The organism is Sideroxydans lithotrophicus ES-1 (assembly GCF_000025705.1).
GTDB classification, from domain to species: Bacteria; Pseudomonadota; Gammaproteobacteria; order Burkholderiales; family Gallionellaceae; genus Sideroxyarcus; species Sideroxyarcus lithotrophicus.
The window spans coordinates 2216302-2241934 of record NC_013959.1 but is presented as its reverse complement, the minus strand read 5'-3'; the positions used below and the strand labels follow the sequence as shown (position 1 = coordinate 2241934).

The following is a 25633-nucleotide window of genomic DNA, read 5'->3' as shown; positions in this document are numbered from 1 at the left end:
GAAGACATGACCCCTCAAGAGCGTTTCAAATTGACCCGGCAGGCGATGTTGCTGGCCACGATCTCGGCGGCTTTTCCGGTGACGGCATATTGTGCTGCCGGTCGTGTGGATTTCACGATCGGCAATGTGGAGGCGATCGCAGCAAATGGCAGCCGGCATCCGGTCTACAAAGGCACCGAGATCAATTCCGGCGAGACGATCAACACTGCGGCGGGTGCGCGAGCACAGGTGCGTTTTGCCGACGGCGGTTTCGTTTCGCTGCAACCCGGTACCGTATTCCGGGTGGATGAATTCAACTACAAGGGCAAGGCGGATGGCGAGGAAAAGGGTTTCTTCAGCCTGCTGAAAGGCGGGTTCAGGGCGATCACCGGCGTGATCGGCCATCTCAACAAGGACACTTACCGGGTCAAGACACCGGCGGCCACCCTCGGCATCCGCGGTACCGGATACAACATGGCGCTGCGTGATGACGGCCTGTTCGTGAACGTCGGAGAAGGAGCGATTTCGCTGAACAATAACGGCGGGCTGCTGGTGGTCACGGCCGGCAATGCGGCCTATGTGGCGAACTTCAATACTGCACCGGTGCCCACTACCGAGCAGCCGCTTACGCCGCCGAACGGGTTGCAGGAGCCGACTTTCACGGTGGCTGACCAGCGCGACAACTCGGGGAGCCTGGCTTTGATCAGTCTGCCGTCGGGGCCTGGCTATGCGATGGCCGATGCGTATACGACAACGGCTGCTGCCTTCGGTACCAATCTGCTGACCGGCGTCACCGCCCTTTTCAGTGGCGCCAGCCAGTTGACCCAATATAACTGGATCGATGTTAACGGAGCGCCGCAAACCGGATCGCTTGGCGGAGCCGCGGTCTCCTTTTCCGCGACTGACGGCATCATCGGCTGGGGGCGCTGGGTCGGCACTACGGCAGGAACCGCAGCACCGAACCCTTTGACCGGCGTCTTCGACTACGTGATCGGTATTCCCACCGCAGCCATGCCGACAACAGGCACGGCAACCTACAGCCTGATGGGCTATACCAGTCCGACAGCTACGGATGGATCGACCGGGTATAGTGTGAATGGAACTCTCGCGGTTAATTTCGCTGCGACCTCAGGACAGGTCGGCGTGAACATGACAGTGGCGAACAGTTCAACCAATACATACGGGATCAATGGCGCACTGACAATAACACCGGGCACTGCGACTTTTGCCGGGGTCACCAATTACACCAACCTGACCAATTGCACAGCAGGATGTTCCACGTCAGTCAACGGGTTCTTTGCCGGAGCCAGCGCGTCGCGAGCCGGGCTGTCCTACTCGATCACCAATAACCTCACAGCTAATCACATTCAGGGTGTGGCGGCTTTCGCGAAGAATTAACTTCCCGATTCTTCATTTAACTCGGGGGTGCTCACAGCATGCTGAGTCATGCCGAACTTCTGCTGGAACGGGGCAATGCACAACAGGCATTGCCGCTGCTTGTCGAGCAGTGTGAAAAAACTCCCCGCGATGCACATGCCTGGTTTCTGCTAGGTGCATGCAATCACCAGGCCAATAGATTGGAAGCCGCATTGCAGGCGCTGGAACGCGCACTTTCCATAGAGCCGCGTCATATCCAGGCCAGATGTGCCAAGGGGGCAGTACTGTGTGACCTTGGGCGGTCGCAGGAGGCGTTGAGTGTCTACCGCAAGGCCCTGCATCTGGCTCCGGCGGATGCGCAATTGCTGTTGAATATGGGTATCGTGCTGGAGCGGATGGGCGATCAAAACGCGGCACTTGAGCGGTACGATCTGGCGCTCAGGCATCATCCGGAATTTGCGTCTGCACTGCTGAATCGTGGCAGCATGCTGATCAGACTGGGACGACTGCAAGACGCATTGGACAATAACAGGCGTCTGGTTGGCTTGTACCCGGAATGGGAACACGCCCAGTTCAACTTGGGCGAGTCCCTGATGGCTTTGAGCCGCTGGGAAGAGGGGCTTGCTGCCTATGAACGCGCTGTTGCACTTAACCCTCGTTCTGCCAAGGCTCACTTCTCCGCCGGGCTTGCACTTGCCATGCTGAAGCGATTCGATCGGGCGCGGCAGGAATTCCTGACCACGCAGGTTATCGACCCCGCAGCATTTGACCAGTTCATGCGCAATGCCGCCGTATCGACAGGTGCCGAGCTGCATCAATTCACCCCCGAAGTGATCTACCTGCTCAAGGAATCCGCACGGCTGGATGTCTGCGATTGGGGCAACTGGAATGCCCTGGTGGCCGACTTCGGTCACCAGGTCGGACATTCATCGGGACAGACGGAAAAGATGGCCGAGCCTGCGTTGGCTTTTCGTGCTGGTGCATTGCCGATTTCCGGCGATGCCAGCCTGGAGCTCGCAAAGAACGTTGCAGTGCTGATCGCAGAAAAGGTCGCGAGTTTCCCGCCATTTGCCCATGAAACAAAACATGCCGGCAAAGTGAGGATAGGCTATGTGTCGCCCGATTTCAGGAGCCATCCGATCGCCACAGTGACGCGTCGCCTGTATGCACTGCACGACCGGGAAAGGTTCGAGGTCTATGGTTATTCGTTGCATCCGGGAGACAACAGCGAAGTCCGGCGCGACATCGAGCAAGGCTGCGATGTGTTCCGGGAGCTCAGCGGAGTGGACGACCGCGCAGCCGCCGAGACCATCCATCGCGATGGCATCGATATCCTGATCGACCTGGCCGGCTATACGAGATTCTCCCGTCCCGAGATCTTCGCCATGCGCCCGGCCCCGCTGCAGGCCAGCTATCTGGGGATGCTGCAGACGACCGGTGCAGACTTCATCGATTATTTCATGGCCGATCCGGTCGTCGTACCTGCGGCAACAACTGCGAGGTTCTTTGCCGAAAAGATCGCCTACCTGCCCAACAGTTATTTCCTGTTCGACAACCGGCTGCAGATATCCCCGCAACAGCTCACGCGCGAGGAACTGGGCCTGCCCGCGCATGGCTTCGTATTCTGCTGCCACAACAGCAGCTACAAGATCACGCCAGTGGATCTCGACATCTGGATGCGTTTGCTGAAACGTGTGCCCGGCAGCGTGTTGTGGCTGTATAAAAGCAGCGCAGAGGTCGAGGCCAATCTGCGCCGTGAGGCCGAGTCGCGCGGCGTGGAGCCGCATCGACTGGTGTTCGCGAACCAGGCACCCCATGCCACATATCTTGCGCGCTACCGCATGGCGGACCTGTTCCTGGACACGGCGTTCTACAATGCCCAGACCACTGCGGCCGAAGCGCTCTGGGCGGGATTGCCGGTATTGACCTGCCCCGGAGTAACCATGGCGTCGCGAGTTGCCTCCGGCCTGTTGCATGCCATCGGGTTGGAAGAGATGATCGCTGGCAGTCCGCAGCAATATGAAGAATGCGCATATCGTCTCGCCACCCACGCGAACGAATTGGCTCAGGTCAGGGAAAGGCTGGCAAACCGTCGTCTGTCCGCGACACTATTCGACACCGAACGGCAAGTGCGCAACCTGGAGTCCGCCTACCAGGCGATGTGGCAACGCCACCAGAGTGGACTGGCGCCGGAGTCGTTCCAGGTCGCCGACTTGCGATCTCCCGAATCCGGCAATTCAACAAGGCATCAGCCATCTCTTAAAACTTGAAATGCCAGGGTTATGTCGTTTTGACATTGCCTGAAAAAAGGCCGCCTGTGTCAAAATGACAAGCTATGAACAATCTGATCCTGCTCGTCCTCTGCTTCATTGCCGGCATGCTGCTGCGCCGCTTCGAACGCATGCCGGAAAACGCGCCTGCCACGCTCAACAACTTCATCATCCATGTCTCGCTGCCCGCGCTGACGCTGCTGTACATCCACGAACTGCATGTTTCGACAGATATGTTCCTGATCGTGGCGATGCCCTGGCTGTTGTTCGGTCTTTCGGCGGGCTTCTTCTGGTTGATGGGGCGCTGGCTGAATCTGCCGCGAGCCACCACGGGTGCCTTGATGCTGCTCGGAGGGTTGGGCAACACCTCGTTCGTCGGGGTACCGATGGTCGAGGCGTTCTACGGCCATGCAGGGATACCCACGGCCATCATCGTCGACCAGCTGGGCTCGTTCTTTGCGCTCTCGGTGCTCGGCATCACGGTGGCGGGTATCTACTCATCGGGTCGCCCGACAGCGGCAGAGATCGTCAAACGCATCGTGCTGTTCCCGCCGTTCATCGCGCTGGTCATTGCTTTGCTGCTGATCCCGGTCGAGTATGCCGGATGGGCAACGGTGATACTGAAACGCCTGAGCGACACGCTCGCCCCTTTGGCATTGTTGTCGGTTGGACTGCAATTGCGCCTGGGGCACGTCGCCGAGCATAAGCGCAACCTTGCCCTGGGGCTGGTTTTCAAACTTGTTCTTGCACCGCTGGTGATCTACCTGCTCTATGTGCAAGTGCTCGGCGCGCATGGTCAGGCCATGCAAGTCACCCTGTTCGAAGCCGCCATGCCGCCGATGATCGCTGCCGCCATCGTGGCCAACGAACACGACCTCGACCCGCCACTGGTGAATGTGATGGTGGCGGTTGGGATCATCATCTCTTTCTTCACGCTTGGTGCGTGGTGGTGGCTGTGGAAATCAGTATAAGTGCGTCTCCAAAATTTCAAAGTTCTAGGCAAGACAAGGCGCGAGCAAAAAATTGCGACGCGGCATACATTTGAGTATGTAAGGAGTAATTTTTTGGGGAGTAACGCAGTATTGCAACGAAGTGGGGTAAGCAGGCAATCCGCGAAGCGGATGCTCGCAAATTTGAAATTTTGGAGATGCAAATGAGCATATGGAACGAACGTTACTCAGGCGAGGACTACCACTTCGGCACCGAGCCGAACGCCTTTCTGGTCACACAAAAACACTTATTGAAGCCGGGCATGTCGTGTCTGGCCGTAGCCGATGGCGAAGGACGCAACGGTGTGTGGCTGGCCGGGCAGGGGCTGGACGTACTGTCGGTGGATTCATCGTCCGTCGCCCTGGACAAGGCAAGAAAGCTGGCGCAGGAGCGCGGCGTGAAGGTGCGGTTCGAGCAGGCCGATCTTGCTGCATGGGCATGGGGCGATAGCCGCTTCGATGTGGTGGTGGCGATCTTCATCCAGTTCGCACCGCCCGGCTTGCGCGAGCAGATGTTCGCCCATATCAAGCGCTGCCTCAAACCGGGAGGTCTGTTGCTGCTGCAGGGCTACACGCCGCGACAGCTGGAATACAGGACCGGCGGCCCGTCGCAGGCGGAGAATCTCTACACCGAGCCCATGCTGCGCGATGCGTTCGCCGACATGGACATCCTGCATCTGCGCGAACATGACGGCATCATCAACGAAGGTGCAGGTCACAACGGCATGTCGGCGCTGATCGACCTGGCTGCGCGCAGAAAAGTTTAGGCTGGGCCGCCACACTGGACAAAAAAATGCCCCTGAACCGATAGGTCAGGGGCGAGGGTCTTAACAAAGGGGTTAGTTAAGACTGCACGCTCAGGGAGGTGAAACGTGCAGCAGCTTTCGCCACGGGTATTAGAATATTATGAAACGCTAATATGTGTCAACAGGTTCGTGCAACACAAGTTTGCGCTTGGCGACCGTCCCCGGCTCGGTGGTTGCGTCATGCGATCCACGAGTGCAGTAATTCCGGTGTTCCCTGATCCACCCGGCCGACATGCATGAACAGTGGCCACTCGATCCGGTAAACCACTCCTTCGCGCCAATACGCACCGATCTCCTCGGCGAGTTCGTCGACGGGATCGAAGCCGAGTGCGGCCTGGAACCTGCCGACTGCCGACCAGCTGCGCAGGTAACCGAGCAGATGTTCGCGCTGCCATTCCTTGTGCAAGGCGAATTCGGGTGAGGCGATGCGGGCGAATGGGAATGCCAGGTCGCGGTAACCGTTCTCCACGTGCAAGCGCTCCGGTGGCCAATATGCGCCTATGGTCTCATCGTAGAAGCGATCCAGCACCTGTTGCAGCCCGGCATGGTCTATCCGCAGGCGGTTATAGCCCCAGGCAGCGATGACCCCGTGCGGTTTCAATACCCGATGCACCTCGGCATAGAATTTCGGCAGATCGAACCAGTGCAAGGCCTGGGCGATGGTGACGAGATCCGCCGATTGCGCCGGCAAACCGCTGGCCTCGGCCGGCGCCGCACGATATTCAACATTGGCCCGCGGCGGGGCGGCAGCCAGTTGTGCAGCGCTGATGTCGGTAGCCAGCACCTGCTCGAAGCGAGCAGCCAATTCAACTGTCGCCTGTCCGTTGCCGGCACCGCAATCCCATGCCATTTGCCGCAGTGGGGCGATGCTGGCCAGCCAGTCGAACAGTTCTTCGGGATAGGAAGGGCGGAACGAAGCGTATTGCCTGGCGAGCGGCGTGAAATGATCCGTGTTCGTCGACATCATTTTGCCGATTCCGAGTCCCGTTCTTTCTTGTATTCGTCGTAACTCGGTGCCGGCGAGTTTGCACGCTCGGTCGGCGTGCGTTTCGCATCGTTGTTGCTCTTGATACCGTCATACAGGCCGCGATATGGATCCTCGCCGCATGCGGCCAAAAGCAGGACGACGATCAGGGGCAAAATTCGCTTCATATATATTCCTATAAGATTTTCGACTTCGCCCACGCGACGATGTTCGCCGCGTCCATTGCTCCGGCCTGGCGCGCCAACTCGCGTCCGCCCTTGAATACCGCCAGCGTCGGGATGCTGCGGATGTTGTACTGTGCGGCGAGCTGCTGTGCCTCTTCCGTGTTGAGCTTGGCCACGCGCATGCCCGGTTCGAGGCGTTGTGCGGCCTGTTCGTAGGCGGGCGCCATCGAACGGCACGGCCCGCACCAGGGTGCCCAGAAGTCTACCAGCACCGGAACATCGCTGCGCGAGATGTGCTGCATGAAGTTGGTGGCGTTCAGCTCGACCGGATGGGCGGTGAACAACGCCTGTTTGCACTTGCCGCAGGTCGGCTGCGAGGCCAGCTTGTCCGATGGGACACGGTTCACCGCATCGCAATGCGGGCAGACGATATGTTTGGGATCGCTCATGATTACCTCAGTAAATTAGTAGATTCTAATATATTTGGCGGTCAGCGAAATTTCAAGGGGCATGCGAAAAAATGTCGCAAGCGGCTGAAGGACAAGGCGCTTGCCAGGAACTCAGGGGAGGGAGATGCGCATCGACAGATCGATGGCCTTGATGTCCTTGGTCAGTGCGCCGATGGATATCCGGTCCACGCCGGTCTCGGCGACCAGGCGCACGTTCTCCAGCGTGATACCACCGGAAGCCTCAAGTTCGGCGCGCTTTGCGGCATGACCCACGGCAAGGCGCATGTCGGCGAGCGAGAAATTGTCTAGCAGAATGAGCTTCGCGCCGGCCAGTAACGCCTCGTCCAGCTGCGACAACGTCTCCACCTCGATCTGGATGGAAATGTGCGGCGGCGTGATCTGGAAGGCATGCTCCAGCACCTTGCTGATGCCCCCTGCCGCGGCGATGTGATTCTCCTTGACCAGCACGCCGTCGAAAAGACCGATACGCTGATTGAAGCCGCCGCCCACCTTCACCGCATGTTTCTGCGCCATGCGCAGGCCGGGCAAGGTCTTGCGCGTATCCATGATCCTGGCCTGCGTGCCTTGCGCCGCTTCGACGTAGCGCCGCGTCTGGCTGGCCACGGCAGAAAGCGTCTGCAGGAAATTCAGCGCCGGACGTTCCGCGCTGAGCATCGCACGGGCATCGCCGCGTATCTCGCACAGTGTCTGGCCCGCTTCGGCGAGATCGCCTTCCTGCAGCTTCCAGGCTATCTTGCAGTCCGGATCGAGCGTGAGGAAACACTCAGTGAACCACAGCGTGCCGCACAGCACTGCGGCTTCGCGCGTGATGACAGTGGCATGAGCCTGCGTATGCTCCGGAATCAACTGTGCGGTGAGGTCGTGGTCATAACCGTCTTCGGCCAGCGCTGCACGGACGTTGGCGCGGATATGCGGAGCAAGGTTGAGGTGTGGCATGTGACGTCCCGTTGGATGATGGCGTAGTATAAGGGATACCACGCGGGCTTGAAATTGCAGCGAGTCGCCCCATCTACCCTGCAGTCAGATATTCCAAAAGACCTTCGCACAACGTTACGAGCGCAGGTCAGACAAGGCGGAGAGGGGTGAGAAACCGGAATGTATGGGTATACATGAGGATTTCGAGCCGCGCTCCGACGCAGTATCACCAAGCGTAGTAGTTGTGAGACGGTCTTTTTGAAGGAGCCGATATGCGTTTCGATAAGTTCACCACCAAGCTGCAGCAAGCCCTGTCCGATGCACAGAGCCTGGCCGTCGGCGCCGACAACCAGTTCATCGAGCCGCAGCACCTGCTGCTGGCCCTGATCAACGATGCCGACAGCGGGGCAGGCTCGCTGCTGGCGCGCGCGGGGGGCAACGTCAACGCGTTGAAGACTGCGCTGAATGACGCCGTGAACCGCCTGCCCAAGATAGAGGGCCACGGCGGCGAAGTGCAGGTCGGGCGCGATCTGTCCAACCTGTTCAACCTCACCGACAAGGAAGCACAGAAACGCGGTGACCAGTTCATTGCTTCGGAGATGTTCCTGCTCGCATTGACCAACGACAAGGGCGAAGCCGGCCGCCTGCTCAAGCAGCACGGTGTTGCGCGTGCGCCTTTGGAACAGGCCATCAACGCCGTGCGCGGCGGAGAATCGGTCGGCTCGCAAGAAGCTGAAGGCCAGCGCGAAGCCCTGAAGAAATATTGCATGGACCTCACCGAGCGCGCCCGCCAGGGCAAGCTCGACCCGGTGATCGGCCGCGACGACGAGATCCGCCGCGCCATCCAGGTGCTGCAGCGCCGCACCAAGAACAACCCGGTGCTGATCGGCGAACCCGGCGTGGGCAAGACCGCGATCGTCGAAGGCCTGGCACAGCGCATCATCAACGGCGAAGTGCCGGAGACTCTGAAAGGCAAACGCGTGCTGTCGCTGGACATGGCGGCATTGCTGGCCGGTGCTAAATACCGCGGCGAATTCGAGGAGCGCCTGAAATCGGTGCTCAAGGAATTGTCGCAGGACGAAGGCAAGAACATCGTGTTCATCGACGAGCTGCACACCATGGTCGGCGCAGGCAAGGCGGAAGGCGCGATGGATGCGGGCAACATGCTCAAGCCGGCGCTCGCACGCGGCGAGCTGCACTGCATCGGCGCCACCACGCTGGACGAATACCGCAAGTACATCGAGAAGGATGCCGCGCTGGAGCGCCGCTTCCAGAAGGTGCTGGTGGACGAGCCATCGGTGGAATCCACCATCGCCATCCTGCGCGGTCTGCAGGAAAAATATGAGCTGCACCATGGCGTCGAGATCACCGACCCGGCCATTGTCGCCGCGGCCGAACTATCGCATCGCTACATCACCGACCGCTTCCTGCCGGACAAGGCCATCGACCTGATCGACGAGGCCGCCGCACGCATCAAGATGGAGATCGACTCCAAACCGGAAGTGATGGACAAACTCGACCGTCGCCTGATCCAGCTGAAGATCGAGCGCGAAGCAGTGAAGAAGGAAAAGGACGAAGCCTCGCGCAAACGCATGGGCCTGATCGAGGACGAGATCAGGAAACTGGAACGCGAGTATGCCGACCTGGAAGAGATATGGAAGGCGGAAAAGGGCGCGGCACAAGGCGCGGCCAACGTGAAGGAAGAGATCGACCATGTGAAAGCCGAGATGGTTGCCTTGCAGCGCGAAGGCAAGCTGGAGAAGGTGGCCGAGCTGCAGTACGGCAAGCTGCCGCAACTCGAAGCCAAATTGAAGGAAGCCGCGCAGCGCGAAGCCGAAGGTACAGGCACCAGGAACAAGCTGTTGCGCACCCAGGTCGGCGCCGAAGAGATCGCCGAAGTGGTGAGCCGCGCCACCGGCATCCCGGTGAGCAAGATGATGCAGGGCGAGCGCGACAAGCTGCTCAAGATGGAAGACAAGCTGCACGAGCGCGTGGTGGGGCAGGACGAGGCGGTGCGCCTGGTGTCCGACGCCATCCGCCGTTCGCGTTCCGGTTTGAGCGATCCCAACCGTCCCTATGGTTCGTTCCTGTTCCTCGGCCCCACCGGCGTGGGCAAGACCGAACTGTGCAAGACGCTGGCCAACTTTCTGTTCGATTCGGAAGACCATCTCATCCGCATCGACATGAGCGAATTCATGGAGAAGCATTCCGTCGCCCGCCTGATCGGTGCGCCACCCGGCTATGTCGGCTATGAGGAAGGCGGCTACCTGACTGAAGCCGTACGCCGCAAACCGTACAGCGTGATCCTGCTCGACGAAGTGGAGAAGGCGCACCCGGACGTGTTCGGCGTACTGCTGCAAGTGCTGGACGACGGCCGCATGACCGACGGCCAGGGGCGCACCGTGGATTTCAAGAACACCGTGATCGTGATGACCTCCAACTTGGGCAGCCAGATGATCCAGCAGATGGAAGGCGACGACTACCAGGTGGTGAAACTGGCGGTGATGGGCGAGGTGAAGAACTACTTCCGTCCCGAGTTCATCAACCGCATCGACGAGGTGGTGGTGTTCCACGCGCTGGACGAGAAGAACATCAAGTCCATCGCGCGCATCCAGTTGCACGGCCTGGAGAAACGCCTGGCTGCGATGGAGATGAAGCTGGACGTGACCGACGCAGCCCTGGCCGAGATCGCCAACGCCGGCTTCGATCCCGTGTACGGTGCGCGTCCGCTGAAGCGTGCCATCCAGGCGCAACTGGAGAACCCGCTGGCCAAGCAGATCCTCGAAGGCCACTTCGCCGCCAAGGACACCATCAAGGTGGACTGCAAGGGCGGGATGATGAAGTTCGACAAGGCGTAAGCAGCCGCAATAAAGAAAAAGCCCGGCAGCGCCGGGCTTTTTTAATGGAAGCTGTTCTAATGATGGGGCGTCATTTCGGGGGTGATCAGAGGCTGGGCTTCCTGTTGATGCTTCTTGGCATGTTTGGCCATCCTCTTTTCCTTCGCCGTCATCAGCGGCTTCTTCTTCGCGTCCTTGTCCCTGCTTGAGTGGTGTGTGTGGGGCATGATCGAACTCCTTATCGTGTTAAGGAAAATTCATGCTACTCCAATATTTTGACCTTGTGAATGGCGTCCGGGCTGGTTCGAACCCATGATCGGCAGCTCCGCGCGCGGCAGGTTCAGCGCCTCCAGCACCTTGAGTGCTGCATAGGCATCGTTCGCCGCATACAGTATCTGCTGATGGGTGAGCCGAGGCTGCGACCAGTCGGTGGTGGTGATCTTCTTAGACTTGGCAAAGCGCTGGTTGAATACCAGGCCCACTGCCGCGCGGGCACCCATCTCCTTGCGGTAGCCCTTCATGTTGAACACCGTATTCAGATCCACCACCGCACCGAATCTCACGCCCAGTTTGTTGAAGATATGTCCGCTGTCCGATTTGAGGCCGAAGCCGACCTTGATGACTTCATCCGACTGCAGCAACTCGACCAGGAACGGCAGCCCGTCCTCCCGATGCACCTGGAACAGGTAAGCCTTGTCGTGCAGGGCGAACTGCACCACGTGCGGCCCTTCGCTCACATCGCCGGTGACGAACGTCGGCCTGGATTCGGTATCGAACCCGACGATGCCCGCTGCCTTGATCTCGGCAGCGGCGGAGGCGAACTCCGGGGTGCTGGTCGGTACATGGATACGCTCCAGCGTGAGGCCGGCAAATGGCTCCAGCAGCGCGATCTCATCCTTGGTCGGGGCGGCCTTATGCATGCATCAAGTGTAGGTCAGACCATGCTGTGCAGGAACGAGGATGGGATGATCGCCAGACTGGAAGATGAACAATCCGACGAAAAAACTCAGTACTGCGATGAAGATGCTGGCAAAGAATGCCGTCCAGAATCCGGACACCTTGAATCCGGGCACTGCCGATGAAACGAACATCATCATCAGCGCATTGATCACCAGCAGAAAGAACCCGAAGGTGACGACCGTCAGCGGGATGGTCAACGCGATGATGATCGGCCTGATGAAGGCGTTGGCCAGGCCCAGCAGGAGCGCCGCCATGGTCAGCGAGCCCGTGTTGGCGAACTTGATGCCGCGGAAGATGAAGCTGGCCACCCACAGCGATAGCGCGGTGATGCCCAGATGGATCAGAAAAAGAAAAATGTCGTTCATGATGTACTGAAGTTGCCTGCCTTAAGACAGTGCATGGGCCCGTATTATGCGCGCTGCAGAATCTGCCCGCGAATGTTTGATGCGGACTCCCTTGTTTTCGCGGCCCGCGCGCGCAACTGTCCGCACGCCCCTTCGATCTCCTGTCCTGCCGAATCGCGCACCCTGGAGTAGATGCCTTGCCCGTTCAATGCATAAGCCATGGCCGCGATGCGTTCGCCCGAGGGGCGGCGATAGGTGAGGCCGTCGACTTCATTGAAGGGGATGAAATTCATGATCGCGTACTTGCCCTTGAGCAGCTGGACTATGCGCGCAAGCTCGGCGTCGCTGTCGTTCACGCCCTCGATCAGCGTCCACTGGTATTGCACCGGATAACCGGTGGCACGCGCATATATCTCGGCACGTTCCACCAGCTCTTCCACGGGAATGCGCGGTGCCTGCGGCAGCAGCCTGGTTCGTAGCACCTCATCGGTGGTGTGCAGCGAAAGCGCGAGTGCCGGTTTCACCGCAGCAATTGAAGATTGCCTTTCACGGTTGCCCCCTCTCCCGCAAGCGGGATGACCAGCGACTTGGCCATTGTTTTCTGATGGCCTAGTCGAATGGTCAGTAGTTCCACCAGAGGGTTGGGGTGAGGGCTTGTGAGTCAGTCCTTCCATCAGACGCTCGAACACGCGCAGATCGCCCACCGTCGAAAGCACCAGGTTCTTGTGCCCGATGTTCCCTTGCGTGCCCAGCAGCTCGATCGCCTCCAGCACGTTGTCGAGATTGTGTGCAGGCTCGCCCATGCCCATGAACACCACCTTGCTCACCGCGCGGCGTTTGCGTGCCAGCACCACTTGCGCGACGATCTCGGCGCTGCCGAGCTGGCGCAGCAAACCGTCGCGGCCGCTCATGCAGAACACACAGCCCACGGCACATCCCACCTGCGTCGAAACGCACAGCCCGCCGCGCGGCAGCAGCACGCTTTCCACCATTTGGCCGTCGTGCAGCTCGATCAGCAAGCGCGCTACTTTCTCATTATCAGAATGCCGATTCAGTTCCCTCTCCCCCTGGGAGAGGGGTAGGGTGAGGGTGTCCGGGTGTTCGCTCTTCAGCCGGGCCAGCCCATCCAGTTCCGCTTCGATGCCCGGCAACTCATTGCGCAATGCGAGCGGAAAGAACGTCTCGGCCGGGCTGCCCTTCCTGTCGTACGAGCACACCTGGCTCCAGCCGCGCAGCAGACGGTCTTCGTGGCACGGCTTGGCACCGAGATCGTACAGGCGTTGGCGGAGATGGGAGATGCGCATGGGAGAGCGAAAAGCGTGTATCAAAGATGGTATGCAAATAACGACCGGGGATCCGTGAACATTTTAACCCAGGTAATGGAACTGCCCTACATGGTGCAGCTATGGCAAAGAAAAAACCCGGCAATGCCGGGCTTTCTCGTCAGGGCTATCCGGGCAGGGCACGTGATTCGCTTAGCTGACTGTTCCTGCAAGGTCTATCCTGCGTGAGAACTGGATGCTTTGCTCCATGGTGGAAGTTTCCTCGGTGCTCGCTTTCAGTTTGCGCAATGTCTCATCGCCTATCCGGTTCGACAGCGAACCTTCCGGTTCCCAGAGCAACTGGAACACCGCCAGCGCATCCTGCTTGCCGCGGAATGATGCGCGGGTGATGGGAATCACCTTGCCATCGAATTCTTCAGGCAGGACATCGATGACATCCTGCGTGGTCAAGGTCTGTTGTGCCCTGGTGATCGATGCGACGCGTGCAGCGACGTTCACGGTGTCGCCGAACACGTCGTTGGCCTTGAGGATGACATCGCCGAAATGCAGACCGATGCGGACCGCGATGGGAAGCTCGCCGCCGGGCTTTTCCGTGTCGATCGCAAGATGCATGGCGCGGGCAGCCTTGGCCGCCAGCATGACATTCGGGAATGTGCACATGATCTCGTCGCCGATCGTCTTGATCAGGGTGCCCTTGTGCTTGGCGACCTCCTGTTTCAGCAGGTTCAGCGTGCTCGTGATCATGTTCAGCGCCGCTTCGTTCCCCATCTGGTCATACAAGGCAGTGCTGCCGCAGATGTCGGCGAACAGGACCGCCATCTTCCTTGTCTGCTGGGCCGAATAGACAGCGCGATTCTGGATGGCCATGTTCTGGGTATCGGCGTAATGCAGGATCTTGGCGATGCGCGCGAACCTGAGTTTCAAGGCCACGTCGATGGGCGACAGACCGAGGTGGTTCTTGATCCTGAGTTTTGCACCGTGGATCAGCAACAGCAGCACGACATCCACATTGCCTTTCTCGATGGCAAGGAAGATCGGGATCTGCCCGTCCTGGCTGAAATTGACCTCCACATCGGAGATCAGCAATTGATGCAAAGCGGCAAAATCGCCGTTCGAGATGGCGGCGAGGACCGACGCCCGGGATTCGAGGGTATCGCGCAGGTGGCTGACCGCCATTTGCACTCCCGTTGCTTCGGCTCCCGGCAATCCAGCGTAGCTTTGTTCGGCAACCGCCTTGCGTAGTGCCTTCTGCCGGTCATACAGCTTGTACAGCAAGGCAATCACCACCAGCACACCCGAGGCTATGATGAACGCGGTACGGCTGATGCCGAACTGGGTAGCCAGCTGGTCGGGCAGGTTCGCGCCGATGGCCAATACCGAGACCGTGAGGAACAGCATCAGCCTGAGGTAGCGGAACAGGGCAATGAAGATCGTCACCGCCAGTGCGGCCAGCAACAGGTTGCGATCGATCACGTTCCCAAACACGCTTTCGGGAAGGTTGGCGCCGAACGCCATCAGCGAAACGATGACCAGAAGCCAGACGTCGCGACTCTTGAAATTTGCTTGCATGAAACCCTCCTGTATCCGCTCGCTCTATCGGACAGGAGAGACACAAGGTTTTCGGCTGGACTGAGCTAAGGTACTAACGGGAACCACTCCAAGGGCGGTGGCTACCGGCAATCCCGCTGTCATAGGGCTTTGCAGACCCCTTAGACCGGAAACTTTGCGTCCCTACCTTTCAATAGGTTTGCTATTAGTTTACTGCTGGAGGTCATTATCATCCGGTTTCTTCCGAAAAGGCAAGCAAGTTAAAGGGATATTACAGTTCTGCAATAATTGCCCGCCGGCTACCGCAAAGACAGCAGTGCAGCCGCCCGGGCAACGCATGACTAGCCCCTGCTGTGAGTGTGTTCATCCGCTACAGGTTTGGCGCTATCATCCGACCCTTGAATTCGGGAGCTCTGCTCATGCATACGCGCAAGCCAATCAACATCCCCGTCGTTGCCGCCTCGCAGGAAGACGCCATGAACGACAGCGCCTGTTCCGGCAAGGAGATCGTCGCACTGATGGTGCTGGGCGACAGCATGGCGCCGGAGTTCACCGAGGGAGAGATACTGGTCATCGAGATGGGCGCGCCGGTATCGGATGGCTCGTTCGTGGTCGGCGAGGCAAACGAGGAATTCATCTTCCGCCAGCTCAGGCGCGGCGACCATGGCGGCTGGCAGCTGCATGCGCTCAACCCGGCTTATCCCGATATCGCCATCGCCGGACTGGATACGATCAAGGGCGTGGTCACCCACAAGAAGAAGCCCGGCTCGCGCAAGTCGGTCAAATACTACGACACGCAAACGGCCCACTGACCCGGCATCCGTTCGCCATGCGGCACCCTCAGGCGGCGAACACCTTCAGCAACCAATACATCAGCGCCGCCCCCACAAATACCCCGGCAACGAAGATGCGCAGTGAGATAGAGGCGCTCGTTTCCGGTTTGGCCGTTTCCTCCGCTGGTTGTATCGCTTCCCACTCGCGGATTATCCGCATCGCCTCGGCGCGATCAGCCTCTGCGACCAGCACGCGCACAAAGCCCATCGCCGCAAGCTCGCCGATGCCGCCCTGCAGATACTCCCCTTCGATACGTCCCGAGATGCCGTGCTGTTCGAGCAGGTTCAGGACCATGTGGGCATCCAGCCCGGAGGAAGCTTCAAATACGCTTTGCATATGGGCACCTTAAAAGATCCAAGTTTCTCGGCAGTTGCAGGGCGCGCCTGCACACTCTACTCGACTAGACTGCAGTAGCCGTCATTCCGGCGAAGGCCGAAATCCAGTGTATACAATCAACTGGACACCGGCCTTCGCCGGTGTGACGACTTATTCGGTGCTTCATTGATTATTCCTGCCAGCACGCCGTTCGACGGGCGCATTGAACTTTGCAATATTGTCCTCGGCCAGTTTGATTGCGGAGATGTCATGCACGATGGCCAGGAATCTCTCGCCATCACCCTCCGACTTGATCAGTTGCAGGTTCACCTCCACCGGATAGTTGCTGCCATCCGCGCGCACCTGGATGGTCTGGTAAGTGATCGACTCCTGCTCGCCGCGGCGCAACTGTTCGAGCCTCACGCCAAACGATTCGATGCCCGATTGCGGATGCAGGGCAAGGATGCTCTTCTGTTGCAGTTGCTCCAGGGCATAGCCCAGGTCATCCAGCGCCCGGTCGTTTGCGTAGGTGATCTGCAAGGTACCGGTATCGAACATGAAGATCTCGTTCGGGCTGCGTACGCGCAGGGCATGTTCGTAGTGGTGGCGCAGTTCCTCGCGGCGCTTTTCCTCAGACCAGGCCCGGCGGTGTTGCCGCAGGCCATAAAAAGCGAACGCACACGCCAGCACCAGCGCCATCAGGAAGTAGGGCGCATGCATATCGTGCCACCATGCCGCCTTGATCTCCGTCACCGGCATTTCGACATACAGCGTGAGCGGATAGTGCTGCAGGCGGCGCAGCACCAGCAGACCCGTGGTCTTGCCGTTGTCGCGTATCTCCACCTGCCCTTGTTGCGGATGGTCGTTCGCGCGCAGGTACTCGGCCATCGCACCCGTCACCGGCTTGCCATAGGTCTTGTCCAGGCTGGCTGCATCCGGCTCGGGATAGCGGCTCACCAGATACCCATCGTCGCGCACCAGACCCAGCGCGGTGATGCGGGGGGTGATGGCGTCCATCCAGTAGCGTTGCATCATGTCCACCGGCAGGTTGGCGCTGATGATGTAGGCCAGCTTGCCTGCCTTGTCGGTGATGGCATAGCGTGCCGAGACGACCCAGCTCCTGTCTATATTCCCCGTCACCGGGCGACCAACCGCAAAGGGCGAACCTTGTTGCAACTCGTCGCGTATCTGCTTGAACACAGGCTCATGGGCGAGCGTGGGCAGGTCCGGCCGGTTAGGCGTTTCCCCGGTCAGCAATATCTGCCCATCGCCGCGGATCAGCATCACGTTCTCCAGCTCCGTGTGCAGACCCTGAAACCGGCTCACCAGCGCAAACGCACGGTCAAGGTCAGCCTTCTTGCCGGTGACGACCAGATCCGCGCCCAGGTTCTGCATGCCGATCTGCAACTGGGTGAAATAGATATCGATGGAGTTCCCGCTCAGCGCGGCGATCGTCGCCAACTGGCTGGCCTGCTCGGATTTGGCCACGCGCCAGGACTGCGCGACAAGCAAGGCGGCGTAAGCCAGCAGCGCAACCACCAGCAACGTTGCCGAATATTTCAGAAACCGCCCGGGGCGATGTTCATTGCTGGTGTTTGGCATTTGTGTCCCTTATGCAGTGACAAGTAGCGGAGATGCTGAATGCGCCATGAGTCGGAGTCAAGGGAAAAGAGGCTGGCTCAGGTTTTGTTATTGATTTTCTCTCACTGCAAAACCATTGCGAAGCTAACCTCTTTAGTTGATTCCCGATGTTTCGTGCGATTTGACAATGTAACTCACGGGGTTACAATGCGACATGATCAAGAGTTTCAAACATAAAGGACTTGAACGCCTGTTTATCAAAGGCACTGCCAGCGGCGTACAAGCTGACTACGCCACACGTATTACCCTGATGCTCGACGCAATTGATGTTGCGGATCAGGTGAACGAATTGGACTTGCCCGGCTTCCGGCTGCATCGCCTGAAGGGCGTCAAGCGCAACTTGTGGAGCGTGAGAGTGTCGGCTAATTGGCGCATCACATTCGAGTTTGAAAACGGCGATGCCTATATACTGGACTTGGAGGATTATCACTGATGGATACTTTACGAAACAAAAAACGCGCACCCACTCACCCCGGCACATTGCTGCGTGAAGTGGTATTGCCCGAACTGGGAATCACGCAAGGCGAGTTTGCCGACCGGCTGGGCGTGTCGCGCCGCACCGTGTCCGAAATTCTGCACGGACGCCGTCCGGTTACGCCGGACATGGCGATCCGCTTGGGCAAATTGCTGGGCAATGGCGCAGGGCTGTGGTTGCGTATGCAACAAGCTGTGGATGTGTGGACACTGGAACAGGAAGGCGATTACACAAACATCCGGCAACTCAAGGCGGCTTGAGAGCATCTCTAATACTTCAGATTTTGTCATTCCGGCGAAGGCCGGAATCCAGTGTTCTTAATCAACTGGACACCGGCCTTCGCCGGTGCGACGACTGAATCAGACCTTCTTGGGTGGCTACACCACCAACCCCCCCCAACTCCGACATATTCGAATAAGTAACAAATGCCTCATGCGTCGCCCGAGCAATGGCGATGTAGGTCAGGCGCATTGTTGTCCCCTACAGTTGCGATGCTGACACCAAATCAGACTCCGAATTTTCGCGGCCCAAGGTTATTGCGGGTTCTCATCCAGCATGCGAGCACATTCGGCCATCACAGACTGGCCCAGCTCGGACTGGTAGCGGGGATCCAACGCCTCTTGCAGCTCATGGCTGACATACAGCCCTGCCTCGCGCGAGGTGGATTCGGCAAGCTGCCGCGCCAGTTGGTCGCTCAAGTCGGAAAGGTGCTTGCGTTGATCGAGCGGCAGCTTGCGCTTGCTGCGCGCCAGCCAGTCTGCGGCGAGAGTGCTGCCCTGCGCCTGGGTGAGCCATTGCGAATGCTCGACGTGCACACGCAGACGCTCCGCCACCAGGGCGAAGATCAGCGCGACCAGCACGCCGCGCTCGGTCTCAGGGGCGGTGGGGGCTTGGGGTTCGGTCATGGCGTGGTTTCATTCAAGGGCTGGCAGTGTGGCAGGGAATTTTATTCGAGCCCGGCCAAGCCCGGCCCCTTTAGAGGTGCCCTTTAGTCTCTCTGGCAGACTTAAGGTTTGCGGCGTTTGGAGGACAGGTGCTGTTTGCCCTGCACCAGATCCTTGGTCGGAATCCAGCTGCTCTTAGCCTTGGGCCTGTCGGTCAGCATGTTCTTGACCTGGTGGCTGTGTTCAGCCGCCTTGTAGCTCTGAATCGCCGCCAGCAACTGCTCCTGGGTGACCTGAATGCTTGGGTGCTTGCCCTTGGGATCAAAGTTGGCGAGCTGTTGCTTGAGGTGGGCCAGCCGGGTGGCGCTGTCGTCCTTGGCGCGCTGCCCCGCCATCATCGCCTGCGCCGTAGCAGAGAGGGTATAGCCACCCTCTGCCTCGGTGATCAGGCCACAAACGCCCATGTGCGCAAACGCGTCCACCAGTATGGATTTGGCCGGAATCTCGCCGTGCTGGGCCATGGCCAGCGCGGTGATGATCTCGTCCAGCGCGGCCGGGCGGCGCTTGGCCGCAACAGTGAGGGACAACAGCAGGGCGGCATCGACATCGTAAACGGGGTACATGGTGAACCTTTGCAGAGTTAGCGTGCGTCCGAGACGGACTTGAGGGCGAGAGTTTAATGGATGCGGGCCGGTTAAGGCGGGAAACCGGGGTGTGACATTGTGCCGGACTACACCACCAACCTGCTCACCAACTCCGACATGTTCGAGTAAGTGATGAATGCCTCATGCGTCGCCCGCGTGATGGCCACATAGGTCAGGCGCACATCGTCTTCGATATCCTCGGGCTTCTTCAGCTCACCCAATCCGCCAATCGCCACACAGGGAAACTCCAGACCCTTGGCGTTGTGCATGGAGATGAAGCGCACCGCGTCGCGTTCCGTCTCCACGCGGTTGTGATGATCCTTGGCCACATCCACCGGCACGCCTTGTTTCGCCAGCACCTTCTCGAACCGCTCGCCGATGAAATGCCGGGGATACAGCACCGCCATCTGCCCCCACTGGTAGCCGGCGGCCTTGCGTCCCTGCAGCCATTCCGCAATCGCATGGGCTTCGCCGTCATGGCTCACGCACTGGCGCACCGCCGGCTCCACACCCTCGCGCCCGCCGTCTTCCGGCATCAGGATCGCGCTCTCGTCACCGGCGCATACGCCCGGTGCGCCGATCACATCGGCGGCGAATTTGCGCGCGAAGCGCAGTATCTGCGCGGTGTTGCGGTAATTCACCTTGAGCACCGTCGTGCGGCCGGCGGCCTCGATACCGAGCTGCTTCCACACCGGGCGCTTGCGCCCTTTGTAGATTGCCTGCGCATCGTCGTAAACAATCATCAGCGCCTTCGTGTCCGGGTTCACCATTTTCGCCGCCAGCGCCAGCCATTGCGGCTCGAAATCGTGCGCCTCGTCGATCAGCACCGCATCGTATTGCCCGCCCGGAATCAGCCCGCGTTCGGCGGCATCAAGCACGGCCTGCACATTGGCGGCCTGCCGCTCCGAAAAATCGGGAATCTCTTTCTCGGTTGCTATCGGCAGCCCGTAAGTGCGCAGCATCTTCCAGCACCAGGAATGAAAGGTCGAAGTGACCACCTTGTCCTCCACCCCTCTGTCCTGCATCGCATTCTCCAGCCGTCCCGAGATGCCGTTCGCGTAACTCAGCAGCAGCACCGGGCGACTCGCCGCACGCGCGATCTGCTCGGCGCGGAACGCCAGAATCAGCGTCTTGCCCGAACCCGCTACGCCGCGCACGATGCGGTGACCCTCGCCCATGCTGCGCGCCAGCAACTCCTGCTGCATATCCATCACCGCCAGCAAGCGGTCATCGGCGGGCGAGGTTTTCGCAGGATCATCAAACGGCAGGGCAATCTGCGTAACGCGAATCTCCGGGAACAGCAGCGCACGCACCCGGTCGATCTGCGGCAGAGACAACGCAGGCCCAATGCGCGGCGACACCATGCGCCAGACTCGCTCGCGAAACGCATCGGCATCCACCTTCTCCGCCATCTCGTCGCGGAAGATGCAGCGCTCCGGCGGAAACACTTCCCACAAATCGGTCTGCTCAAATTGCTTGCGCGTGATGTTACTGAAAGCCACACCATGCCCGAAAGAAAACACCGGCTTGCCCTTGAAGCTCCCGCCCTCGTTCACCAGCAACGGATCGCGCTGCAACGCATTCACCACGTTGAACATGTAATTGCGCACCTGCACGAATGGATTGTCAGTCAGCACATTGCCGCGATCAGTGATCAGCTCCACCTGCTTGCTGTTCGCATTGCCTATCGTATCCAGCCGCCAATCCTTCACCTCCAGCACCACAATGCCCTGCTGCGGATGCAAGGCCACGAAATCAGGATGCCTGCCGAAAGGCCCGACTGGGATGTTGTGCCACACCCAGGCGTTGTCTTCGAGGCAATCCTTCAGGCGTTCGGCAAGACGCAGCTCACCGCGTGCATCGAAGCGGGCGGCGCCAAGGGAGGGGATTAGGGTGGACATGGGATGGGGTTAGCACTTAAGTGGAAGAAAGAGGCAAAGTGTAGCGGAGTTGATCTTCTTCAATTTTCAGCTTAGCAAAACAACATTTCGACTCCGGTACCTACGGCTCGACTCTGGCGCCTCTGGCTACGCATTTGCTAATTGTTGGCGAGTAACTCAGCAAGTAGACCATTAACAGCTCTCCAATTGTCAGAAGGTCTTAGTCGCATTTCGGTCATAACCCGAATTTTGAATTTTCTTGGCCCCATTTTTGGCTGAACTTGTTGGCAGAGTTCACTAAATAGACGTTTTCCATCGCACTCATCCTGCCATTTTGTTTCCCAAACATTGGATAGCTTTTCGCGTTCTTCAGTGCATTTATTCAGAAAATCATTCTTCCAGTTGCTTTGGTCAACGGAGGTGGTCTGTTTCATTATTTCTAGAAGTCGCACATGTAGCATTTCAGAAATATCATCTAGCTTCTTTCCTTGAATTTCCGCCGCTCGAATACCGGGATCAGTATATTTGTACGATGAATAAATTTGTTTGGCGACGAAATCATCTAGTTGACCTAAAGCCAAGTCACGAAGCAACTTGCTCACCTCGCCTAGATTTTTGAGGGGATTTTTAACAATTTCGGAATCCATAAGCAAATCACCTAGGATGTCGATGTCGATTAAATAGTTTTCAAAACATCGCCGTCCCCATTGGAGAATTTTCGTTGATTTTGTGTTCTTTAAGTTGCTGGGCGATTCATCTCGATCAAAAATGAAAAAACGAGGTGATAACTCAATGCCCTCTTTCTCTCCATCCTGTAGCTGCTTTATCTCTTTTTCTATCTCACGACGTCCGCCTAAATCTTTAACTTTGTATCTGCGAAATATAGTGCCAAACCCAGCTTCTAAAAGGCTGATATCGTCAGTGCCCTCAACGAAAACTGTTCCCTTGAAGAGAAGACCTTCACTTTCTGATGTGCCCAGTCGCCGAAGTGCTTCGGCTATGACTGCGTGATCCTGTCGACGAACTTTAGTGAGCATAAGTTCTGACTCGAGGTGATAAAGAGAGCATTCATCATTTTCAAATGCTCCTGCTAGGATTTCCGGAGAATGTGAACACACAAATACTTGGAGATTCTTTCGAACTGCATAGCCATTGACGAGAAACGACAAAAGTTCTTTACAAACCGCTGGATTAAGATGTAACTCAGGCTCATCTAAAAGTATTAAGCCATCTTGAGCAATCGACCTCTCGATGAGAAGAAAAGTAAGGATAAGGCCTTTCTCTCCACTACTCATTCCATCAATATCGAATGTTCGTCCGGTTTCTGTATCTTCAACCATTATGGAAAGCAAACCGAAATGATTAAGCCCCATGCCTTTGAGGCGGCGTCCTTTTAATATTCCAGTAAAGATACGTTCGAACTCTGTGATTAATTCTTGTCGCCCAAGTTCGCTCATTATCATTGCGTTAAATATTGTGTTTTTTAGCCGAGTGTATTTGGTTTGCGGCTGAGAGCTATGTGACTCTAATTGCGCTTGAGCGTCCGCCATGCCTAATTGAACAGGCTGCTCACCTTGTGGTAACGCCCTGTCAGCCGGGAAATAACTAAAACTTGCTAGGCCAGGTGGATGGCGCTGGTCGAGCATTGATATGAGACTCGGCCAAATAGAATTGTCAGTCGCTTGTGGGCCGGTTTGTTGTGATATTGTTAATTCAATGCGACAACCTCTGTTGTCGTTCGTCGCGACTTTTATCGCTGAAGCAACTTCCTTTTGTGCTGCTTCAATTGCTTGTTGACCCTGCGGAGTACCCAGAAAATTTATAAGCGTAGTTGGATTCGAAAAAGCTTGTCCCATTCTTGCCTGAACAATTCCTCTCGATACAAAGGGTATGGAATTTTCTAGCCACTCGATTTCATCCTTGCTCATTTCAAAACGAATGCCAATTATCACTGGAATACTTGGATTTCTAGCCAAAGCAGGAAAAGCCAATTGTTGAGGAATGTGTGGAGATGTGGCACCGAGAGCAAAAAGAGCTTGCATGCTCTCGTTCTGAGTCCGAGGACAAAGCAATGCTTTCGCCAATCTAATTGACTCCAAAATTGTTGTCTTTCCTATTGCATTGGGACCAACAATAATATTCACACGATTATCAAATTCAACGTTTACGTCTTCAATTGCCCGGAAATTCTTTATGCGCAGTGTTTTTATGTGCATGACATATCACTTTCTTGAATAATTTAAGGAATTAAGTACGGCAGGTGCATAAACAATCGGGAATAGACCGCGGTTTCTTTGCGGCCATCACTTCACCCCCACCCCCAACCAAGCATCCGAAGTCAATGGCCCCTTCAGCGTAGGCAGTGTCTCTTCCAGCCAGGCCAGCGCCAGCTTTTCCTTCTCGCGCCACTGCTCTTCGCCCAATCCCTTCTTCATCATCTGAATCGGTGCGCTGCCCTTGACCATGTTGTCCCAGAATTCGGCGGTGCTGCCGACGGGGAAGGCTTTGGTGACGCTGCGTATCTCGATATAGCGGAAGCCGGCTTCTTCCATTTCTTGTCTGAAGCGCTGCGGGTTTTCCAGTGTGGCGACGGAGCGTTGCGGTTGCGGCAGGTCGGGCTTGATGGCGCGCAGTGCGCCGAACATGGTTTGCATGGCGGGCGATTGGTCCACGGGCGCCCAGCTAGTGATGGCGATGCTGCCGCCGGGTTTGAGCGTGCGGTAGATCTCGGCAAAGCCTTTTTGCCTGTCGGGGAAAAACATGAGGCCGAACAGCGAGAAGGCGGCGTCGAAGGTTGCGTCGGCATAGGGCAGGGTTTGCGCATCGCCGCAGTGCAGGGCAATGTTGCGGTGTCCGGCTTGTTCGATCTTGTTGCGGAAGATGGCGAGCATGGCTTCGGAGAAGTCGATGCCGTGTACTTGCCCGGCTTGCTGCGCGAGCCGGAGTGCGAGTGTACCGGGGCCGCAGGCGACATCGAGTACGGTGGAGTTGGGTTTGAGGTTGCTGGCGGCAATGGCTTCGTCGGCGAATTGCTCGAACACGAGCATGGTGGTCTCGGCGTAGCCGTCGGCGACGAGGTTCCAGGGGGCGGTGGCGGAGAGGGGGTTCTGGCTCATTGAGTCTACCCTCTCCCTAGCCCTCTCCCTGCAAGGGAGAGGGGATGGTGTTTGATGGTGCTGGATGCGTGAGACAAGTGCTTCCCCTTTTGCGAACAGTCGTGATGCTGGCTTGTACCCGCTATTGCGGGTTTGTGTCTTGCGCCAGCCTCACTGTTCTGGGGATTCTGCTGTGAGCCTCGCGCCGTGCGTGCGGTGCGATGTGCATCTAGCAGATCTGCAAGAGGGGCAGACTTTATTTGAGTGGGGCGGTGAGTGTCAACGCGAATAGCAGGGAAATGGGTAAGCGCTTGCTGGCGCAATATTTTTTAAAGTGAAATTAATGTGAAGCGCCATCAAGCCGCAGACTAGCCAGTTGCTTGCACCTCAAAGTCCGCGCATGTAGAACGGGCGCAATGGCCGGTTTCCAGCCATTGATTAAATTAAACTGGCCAAGGCCGAATCGTTGGCAGAAACCAAATTTGTCAGCTGATTGTGCTTATGCCGCCATTGGTAGTGGCAATTGGAAGTGTCCTTCAACGACACCGCTTACGGAAATATCTTCGTCCAGTTCGTCCCAGCGTAATGCAGTGCCATTTGCCCGCAGCGTGACATTCTTGAGTTGTTCATCGCTCGCCTTGCTCAATAATTTGAAGCGGGCAGCGGGGAATCCGATCTGTCGACCATCTGTGAGCTCGATAAAGACGATACGACCCGTCACCCAGACGCGGGTAGCGCAATGCTCCAATTCAGTGATGGAAGAACTCATGCCATTTCTCCTTGAACAAATCCTGATGCTCAAATACTGCCGCCTCAATACGTCGCAATTCGACTGGGCTGATGTTGCGGCTTCTGGCCAATCTGATCGGCGCTAGCCAATACTTGCATTCTCCTTCTCCCGTGTCCACATGAATATGTGGCGGCTCCATACCTTCATC

The 25633-nt window shown here is 57.8% G+C and carries 26 protein-coding genes and 1 riboswitch; of the genes, 8 read left to right on the top strand and 18 right to left on the bottom strand.

What is annotated here, in order from left to right; genetic code table 11:
- The first annotated feature begins 6 nt into the window (after nucleotides 1–6).
- The 4 genes from SLIT_RS15325 (at nucleotide 7) to SLIT_RS11030 (ending at nucleotide 5382) form a co-directional block, all read left to right on the top strand.
- A complete protein-coding gene (locus SLIT_RS15325; RefSeq protein WP_013030337.1) occupies nucleotides 7–1377 on the top strand; it encodes a FecR family protein in 1371 nt (456 codons plus the stop codon).
- Between the two features lie 38 nt (nucleotides 1378–1415).
- Nucleotides 1416–3626: an O-linked N-acetylglucosamine transferase family protein gene (locus SLIT_RS11040; protein ID WP_013030336.1), complete on the top strand. Its 2211-nt coding sequence runs from the start codon at nucleotides 1416–1418 to the stop codon at nucleotides 3624–3626.
- A 65-nt stretch (nucleotides 3627–3691) separates the two neighbouring features.
- A complete protein-coding gene (locus tag SLIT_RS11035; protein ID WP_013030335.1) occupies nucleotides 3692–4597 on the top strand; it encodes an AEC family transporter in 906 nt (301 codons plus the stop codon).
- 182 nt (nucleotides 4598–4779) lie between these two features.
- The gene (locus SLIT_RS11030) at nucleotides 4780–5382 is read left to right on the top strand and encodes an SAM-dependent methyltransferase (protein WP_013030334.1); all 603 of its coding nucleotides are present in this window, start codon (nucleotides 4780–4782) and stop codon (nucleotides 5380–5382) included.
- Nucleotides 5383–5599: 217 nt separating this feature from the next.
- Here SLIT_RS11030 and SLIT_RS11025 read toward each other — a convergent pair whose 3' ends face one another.
- The 4 genes from SLIT_RS11025 to nadC form a co-directional block, all read right to left on the bottom strand.
- Nucleotides 5600–6388: a class I SAM-dependent methyltransferase gene (locus tag SLIT_RS11025; RefSeq protein WP_013030333.1), complete on the bottom strand. Its 789-nt coding sequence runs from the start codon at nucleotides 6386–6388 to the stop codon at nucleotides 5600–5602.
- Nucleotides 6385–6573: a hypothetical protein gene (locus SLIT_RS11020; RefSeq protein ID WP_013030332.1), complete on the bottom strand. Its 189-nt coding sequence runs from the start codon at nucleotides 6571–6573 to the stop codon at nucleotides 6385–6387. Before SLIT_RS11020 ends, SLIT_RS11025 begins: the two co-directional genes overlap by 4 nt.
- An 8-nt stretch (nucleotides 6574–6581) precedes the next feature.
- Nucleotides 6582–7019, bottom strand: coding sequence for a thioredoxin TrxC (trxC, locus tag SLIT_RS11015; protein WP_013030331.1), 438 nt, complete (start codon nucleotides 7017–7019; stop codon nucleotides 6582–6584).
- A 111-nt stretch (nucleotides 7020–7130) separates the two neighbouring features.
- Nucleotides 7131–7976 carry a carboxylating nicotinate-nucleotide diphosphorylase gene (gene nadC, locus SLIT_RS11010; RefSeq protein ID WP_013030330.1) on the bottom strand — a complete coding sequence of 282 codons (846 nt, stop codon included), beginning with the start codon at nucleotides 7974–7976 and terminating at the stop codon, nucleotides 7131–7133.
- Nucleotides 7977–8227: 251 nt separating this feature from the next.
- On the opposite strand from nadC, the gene clpB reads away from it, so the two are divergent.
- Nucleotides 8228–10813 (top strand): ATP-dependent chaperone ClpB, encoded by a 2586-nt coding sequence (clpB, locus tag SLIT_RS11005; protein WP_013030329.1) that lies wholly within the window; start codon nucleotides 8228–8230, stop codon nucleotides 10811–10813.
- A 56-nt stretch (nucleotides 10814–10869) separates the two neighbouring features.
- Here the strand turns inward: clpB and SLIT_RS16125 are convergent, their stop codons facing one another.
- The 5 genes from SLIT_RS16125 to SLIT_RS15320 form a co-directional block, all read right to left on the bottom strand.
- Nucleotides 10870–11019: a hypothetical protein gene (locus tag SLIT_RS16125; RefSeq protein ID WP_013030328.1), complete on the bottom strand. Its 150-nt coding sequence runs from the start codon at nucleotides 11017–11019 to the stop codon at nucleotides 10870–10872.
- Nucleotides 11020–11049: 30 nt separating this feature from the next.
- Nucleotides 11050–11712 (bottom strand): 3'-5' exonuclease, encoded by a 663-nt coding sequence (locus SLIT_RS11000; RefSeq protein ID WP_013030327.1) that lies wholly within the window; start codon nucleotides 11710–11712, stop codon nucleotides 11050–11052.
- Nucleotides 11713–11715: 3 nt separating this feature from the next.
- Complete coding sequence (locus SLIT_RS10995) at nucleotides 11716–12117, bottom strand: phage holin family protein (RefSeq protein ID WP_013030326.1); 402 nt, start codon at nucleotides 12115–12117, stop codon at nucleotides 11716–11718.
- 44 nt (nucleotides 12118–12161) lie between these two features.
- A complete protein-coding gene (locus SLIT_RS10990; RefSeq protein ID WP_013030325.1) occupies nucleotides 12162–13400 on the bottom strand; it encodes an RNA methyltransferase in 1239 nt (412 codons plus the stop codon).
- 171 nt (nucleotides 13401–13571) lie between these two features.
- Complete coding sequence (locus SLIT_RS15320; protein ID WP_013030324.1) at nucleotides 13572–14948, bottom strand: adenylate/guanylate cyclase domain-containing protein; 1377 nt, start codon at nucleotides 14946–14948, stop codon at nucleotides 13572–13574.
- Between the two features lie 103 nt (nucleotides 14949–15051).
- A riboswitch (cyclic di-GMP riboswitch) is annotated at nucleotides 15052–15141 on the bottom strand.
- Between the two features lie 205 nt (nucleotides 15142–15346).
- On the opposite strand from SLIT_RS15320, the gene SLIT_RS10980 reads away from it, so the two are divergent.
- Entirely contained in the window at nucleotides 15347–15739 is a 393-nt protein-coding gene (locus tag SLIT_RS10980) for a S24 family peptidase (protein WP_013030323.1), read from the top strand.
- 28 nt (nucleotides 15740–15767) lie between these two features.
- Here the strand turns inward: SLIT_RS10980 and SLIT_RS10975 are convergent, their stop codons facing one another.
- Nucleotides 15768–16097: a putative signal transducing protein gene (locus tag SLIT_RS10975; protein ID WP_013030322.1), complete on the bottom strand. Its 330-nt coding sequence runs from the start codon at nucleotides 16095–16097 to the stop codon at nucleotides 15768–15770.
- A 162-nt stretch (nucleotides 16098–16259) separates the two neighbouring features.
- Nucleotides 16260–17678, bottom strand: coding sequence for a PAS domain S-box protein (locus SLIT_RS10970; protein ID WP_013030321.1), 1419 nt, complete (start codon nucleotides 17676–17678; stop codon nucleotides 16260–16262).
- Between the two features lie 193 nt (nucleotides 17679–17871).
- On the opposite strand from SLIT_RS10970, the gene SLIT_RS10965 reads away from it, so the two are divergent.
- Both SLIT_RS10965 and SLIT_RS10960 read left to right on the top strand, forming a co-directional pair.
- Nucleotides 17872–18150, top strand: coding sequence for a type II toxin-antitoxin system RelE/ParE family toxin (locus tag SLIT_RS10965; RefSeq protein WP_013030320.1), 279 nt, complete (start codon nucleotides 17872–17874; stop codon nucleotides 18148–18150).
- Nucleotides 18150–18452, top strand: a complete 303-nt coding sequence (locus SLIT_RS10960) for a HigA family addiction module antitoxin (RefSeq protein ID WP_013030319.1) — start codon at nucleotides 18150–18152, stop codon at nucleotides 18450–18452. The genes SLIT_RS10965 and SLIT_RS10960 overlap by 1 nt, the downstream gene beginning before the upstream one ends.
- 273 nt (nucleotides 18453–18725) lie before the next feature.
- Here the strand turns inward: SLIT_RS10960 and SLIT_RS10955 are convergent, their stop codons facing one another.
- From SLIT_RS10955 to SLIT_RS16400, 7 genes are all read right to left on the bottom strand, one after another.
- Complete coding sequence (locus SLIT_RS10955) at nucleotides 18726–19097, bottom strand: hypothetical protein (protein WP_013030318.1); 372 nt, start codon at nucleotides 19095–19097, stop codon at nucleotides 18726–18728.
- 101 nt (nucleotides 19098–19198) lie between these two features.
- A complete protein-coding gene (locus SLIT_RS10950; protein WP_013030317.1) occupies nucleotides 19199–19699 on the bottom strand; it encodes a hypothetical protein in 501 nt (166 codons plus the stop codon).
- 107 nt (nucleotides 19700–19806) lie between these two features.
- Nucleotides 19807–21621 carry a 3'-5' exonuclease gene (locus SLIT_RS10945; protein WP_013030316.1) on the bottom strand — a complete coding sequence of 605 codons (1815 nt, stop codon included), beginning with the start codon at nucleotides 21619–21621 and terminating at the stop codon, nucleotides 19807–19809.
- 137 nt (nucleotides 21622–21758) lie between these two features.
- Nucleotides 21759–23816 (bottom strand): ATP-dependent nuclease, encoded by a 2058-nt coding sequence (locus tag SLIT_RS10940; protein WP_013030315.1) that lies wholly within the window; start codon nucleotides 23814–23816, stop codon nucleotides 21759–21761.
- An 87-nt stretch (nucleotides 23817–23903) separates the two neighbouring features.
- The gene (locus tag SLIT_RS10935; protein WP_013030314.1) at nucleotides 23904–24716 is read right to left on the bottom strand and encodes a class I SAM-dependent methyltransferase; all 813 of its coding nucleotides are present in this window, start codon (nucleotides 24714–24716) and stop codon (nucleotides 23904–23906) included.
- Nucleotides 24717–25194: 478 nt separating this feature from the next.
- The gene (locus SLIT_RS10930) at nucleotides 25195–25464 is read right to left on the bottom strand and encodes a DUF2442 domain-containing protein (protein WP_013030313.1); all 270 of its coding nucleotides are present in this window, start codon (nucleotides 25462–25464) and stop codon (nucleotides 25195–25197) included.
- The gene (locus SLIT_RS16400; RefSeq protein ID WP_398349088.1) at nucleotides 25445–25624 is read right to left on the bottom strand and encodes a DUF4160 domain-containing protein; all 180 of its coding nucleotides are present in this window, start codon (nucleotides 25622–25624) and stop codon (nucleotides 25445–25447) included. The genes SLIT_RS10930 and SLIT_RS16400 overlap by 20 nt, the downstream gene beginning before the upstream one ends.
- Nucleotides 25625–25633 lie beyond the last annotated feature (9 nt).